Source organism: Sphingomonas bacterium, assembly GCF_903644135.1.
GTDB lineage: Bacteria > Pseudomonadota > Alphaproteobacteria > Sphingomonadales > Sphingomonadaceae > Sphingomonas.
This window is the reverse complement of sequence record NZ_CAHJXA010000346.1, coordinates 1-2,839: the sequence shown is the minus strand read 5'-3', so window position 1 is coordinate 2,839 and position 2,839 is coordinate 1. Positions and strand designations below refer to the sequence as shown.

Below are 2,839 nucleotides of genomic sequence, written 5' to 3'. Positions count from 1 at the left end.
GCCGGCCGCGTCGCGCGGCCCCAGCCGTCGCGCGCCAGCAGCCGGCGGCGGTACAGCGGATCGGCGCGGTTGCGTGCCTGCCAGATCGCCGGGATCGGTGTCGCGTACAGGTCGTTCGCGAGCCGCGCCGCCCGCGACACCTCGCGCCACAAGCCATGATGGCGGGCACGCTCGGCGAGGCCGTCGGTGCCGAACTCCTCGATCAGACAGTGGATGTCCCACAGGTTGCGCAGCCCTCCCGCGAGGTCGCCGTCTGCCAGCAGATGCGCGGCGGCGTGGACGATCATGTCGTTCGGCGACAGCACCGACAGGCCGTGACCCAGCGGCACCGCCTCCCCCACCAGCGCCGCCGCGTCCGGCCGCCGCCGGGCGGTCAGCGGCAGGATCGTGTGGTGCACGTCGATTATCCGGTCGCGCTCGCGGTGTATCAGCGGCGGCAGCTCGTGCATCCAGCGGCGGTAATAGGCGTCGTCATAGGGATCGGGCTTGACCCACTCCCACCCCGCCGCGAGCAGCGCCGCCTCCACCTCGCCCAGCGCCGCCTGGGGCACGAGGATGTCGAGGTCGCCGATCGACCGCCCCTGCCCCGCCTTCAGCCCGCCTGCAACGAACGCCGTGCCCTTCAGCAGCACCACCGGGCAGCCCAGCGGGGCGAGCGCGCGGCGCGCCATCTCCGCCTCCCACATGGCGGCGCGGCGGCCATGCTCGGCATGATCGCGAGCATCGGCCAGGATCGCCGCCACCCCGTCCGGCAGCGACAGTCCGTCCAGGCGCACGGCCAGCGTCCCCAGCAGCAGTTCCGCGCGCGCGACCGTCAGCAATGCGGTCCAGTCCACCTCGCCGGCGACGCTCGACGGATCGGCCAAGGCGCGGACCAGCCGCAGCGCCGGCGTCACTGCGCGCTCCACAGCATGTCGATCAGCCGCAGCGCGGTCGCGGTGTCGGGATAGTCGACCGCGACCGCCGGCACCTCGCCGATCAGCCTGGTCAGCGCCGCGAACCCCGCCTCGCCCAATGCCGTATAGTTGGTCGATGCCTGGGTCAGCCGCACGAACGCTTCGCTTGGCGGCACGGCGCGCACCGCTTCCGTGAAGCCGAAGCTGGGGAAGACGATCAGCGCCGGCGTCGCCGGCTGATCCATCGCCGCCAGTGCCTCGCTGTCGGGAACGAGGTGGCGGATGTCGCCCTTGGGCGTGCCGCGCAGCAGCGGTCCCCAGCGGTGCCCGCCGTCGAACAGCGCGATGCTCTCGTTCTTCAGGCTGACCGGGCGCGGAAACGGTGCCAGCGTGCCGGTCGCCGGATCGAGCAGCGCGAACTCGTCGCCCAGGAACCGCCAGCCCTGCCTTGCCAGCAGCGCCGCCAAGGTCGACTTGCCCGATCCCGACGCGCCGGTCAGCACCAGCGCGCGACCGTCGCGTTCGACGACACCGGCGTGGAGCAGCAGGTGCCGCCGCCAGCCAAGCGCCATCTGCAGGTTCATCGCCATCTCGGCGGCGAGCAGCCCTTGGGCGAGCGGCAGCGGGGCCGCCTCGGGCAGGCGATAGTCGCCGCCAATCGCCACCGCCGGCCGCAGCCAGCGCCGCCACGGCCGCGTCGGCTCCAGCCGGACGGTGAAGTCGGGCACCGTCGTTACGGGGGGGTAATCGGCATAGAGCGCCGACAGGGCCGCGATCGGCGCCCGCCAGGCCGAGCCGATGCGGAATTTCGCCGGCCCAACCCGCACCGCCAGCTGGTGCTTCACGCCGGGATCGCCTCGACCAACCCGGCCGCGACCAGCTCCTCCAGCCGCGCCGCCAGCGCCGCACGATCGGCGTCGGCAAGGTCGTAGAGGTCAGCCAGCCGCGCCAGCAGCGCCGGCAAGGTCAGCGGCTCATCCGCTAATACGGCCAGGATCTCCGGCGCAGGCTCGGTCAGCAGATGAGTGATACCCGACGCCCGATGGAATACGGCGGTAAACGCATCGAGCGGAGCATCGAGCAGCGCCGTCGCCGCCCGGTAACGCACGCCTAGCGCGGCATCTGCAGCGAGGCGAAGCAGGTAAAGCCGCTCTGCCCGCGCTGGAGCCGGCGGATATAGCCGACATAGGCGCGGTTGCTCTCCCACGTCGTGCCGGGCAGCTGGCCGCCGGCAAGCGCGCGCTTGACCTCCTCGCCCTGGAACGGCCGGCCGGGGCTGGGGAACGATCCTTGCGTGCCGGCGGGCACCAGGCTGCCGTCGGCGGCGATGGCGCTGCCGGCATGGCCGGCGTCGGGCACCGGGATCTCGCAATGCATCACCGATCCGGCGGTTTGCGCCAGCGCCGGTCGGATCGACACCACCGCGGCGGCCGTCACCGCACCGATCGTCAGCACGCGGCGACGCGTCGGCACGCCCTCCTCATCGGGCTGGTCGGGTGGCAGGTCGGTCATCAACGGCTCCCTAGCGTCACAGCCCTTTCACAATCGTCACGGAGAGACAAGCACCCCGCCGGTGGCAAGTCGCCGCCGATGGCGTAGAATGGCACACATGGCCCGCCCCCGCCTGTTTCCGCTGCTGATCCTCGTCGCCACCGCTGGGGTGCTGCTGTGGCTTCACGGCTGGCGACCGGCGGCGATCGCCGGGCTGGGCGGCCTGATCGCGGTGATGCTCGCCGCCCGCGCCGAGCCGGTCGCAATTGCCGAGCCGGCCCGCGACGCCGACCCCGCCGCGCTGGTCGACGCGGTGCTCGACGGCATCGAGGAGCCGGTGCTGCTGATCGACGGCGGCCAGGTGACGATCGCCAATCAGGCCGCGCTGGTGCTGCTCGGTCGCCATATCGTCGGCCAGGACGCAAGGCTGGCAATCCGCCACCCTGCCGCCG

At 72.6% G+C, this 2,839-nt stretch carries 4 protein-coding genes and 1 pseudogene; 1 reads left to right on the top strand and 4 read right to left on the bottom strand.

The features are described 5' to 3' along the window. The 4 genes from HUU96_RS14235 to HUU96_RS14220 form a co-directional block, all read right to left on the bottom strand. Positions 1-896 (bottom strand): nucleotidyltransferase domain-containing protein (locus HUU96_RS14235; RefSeq protein ID WP_174293402.1); only part of this gene is annotated, 896 nt, incomplete at its 3' end. Continuing rightward, positions 893-1,741: an HprK-related kinase A gene (locus tag HUU96_RS14230; RefSeq protein WP_174293401.1), complete on the bottom strand. Its 849-nt coding sequence runs from the start codon at positions 1,739-1,741 to the stop codon at positions 893-895. The genes HUU96_RS14235 and HUU96_RS14230, both read right to left, overlap by 4 nt. Beyond that, positions 1,738-2,004 carry an HPr-rel-A system PqqD family peptide chaperone gene (locus tag HUU96_RS14225; RefSeq protein WP_174293400.1) on the bottom strand — a complete coding sequence of 89 codons (267 nt, stop codon included), beginning with the start codon at positions 2,002-2,004 and terminating at the stop codon, positions 1,738-1,740. Before HUU96_RS14225 ends, HUU96_RS14230 begins: the two co-directional genes overlap by 4 nt. 2 nt (positions 2,005-2,006) lie before the next feature. Next, positions 2,007-2,408, bottom strand: coding sequence for a hypothetical protein (locus HUU96_RS14220; protein ID WP_174293399.1), 402 nt, complete (start codon positions 2,406-2,408; stop codon positions 2,007-2,009). 97 nt (positions 2,409-2,505) lie between these two features. On the opposite strand from HUU96_RS14220, the pseudogene HUU96_RS14215 reads away from it, so the two are divergent. Continuing rightward, positions 2,506-2,839: pseudogene (locus tag HUU96_RS14215) on the top strand (PAS domain-containing protein); the annotation flags it as partial.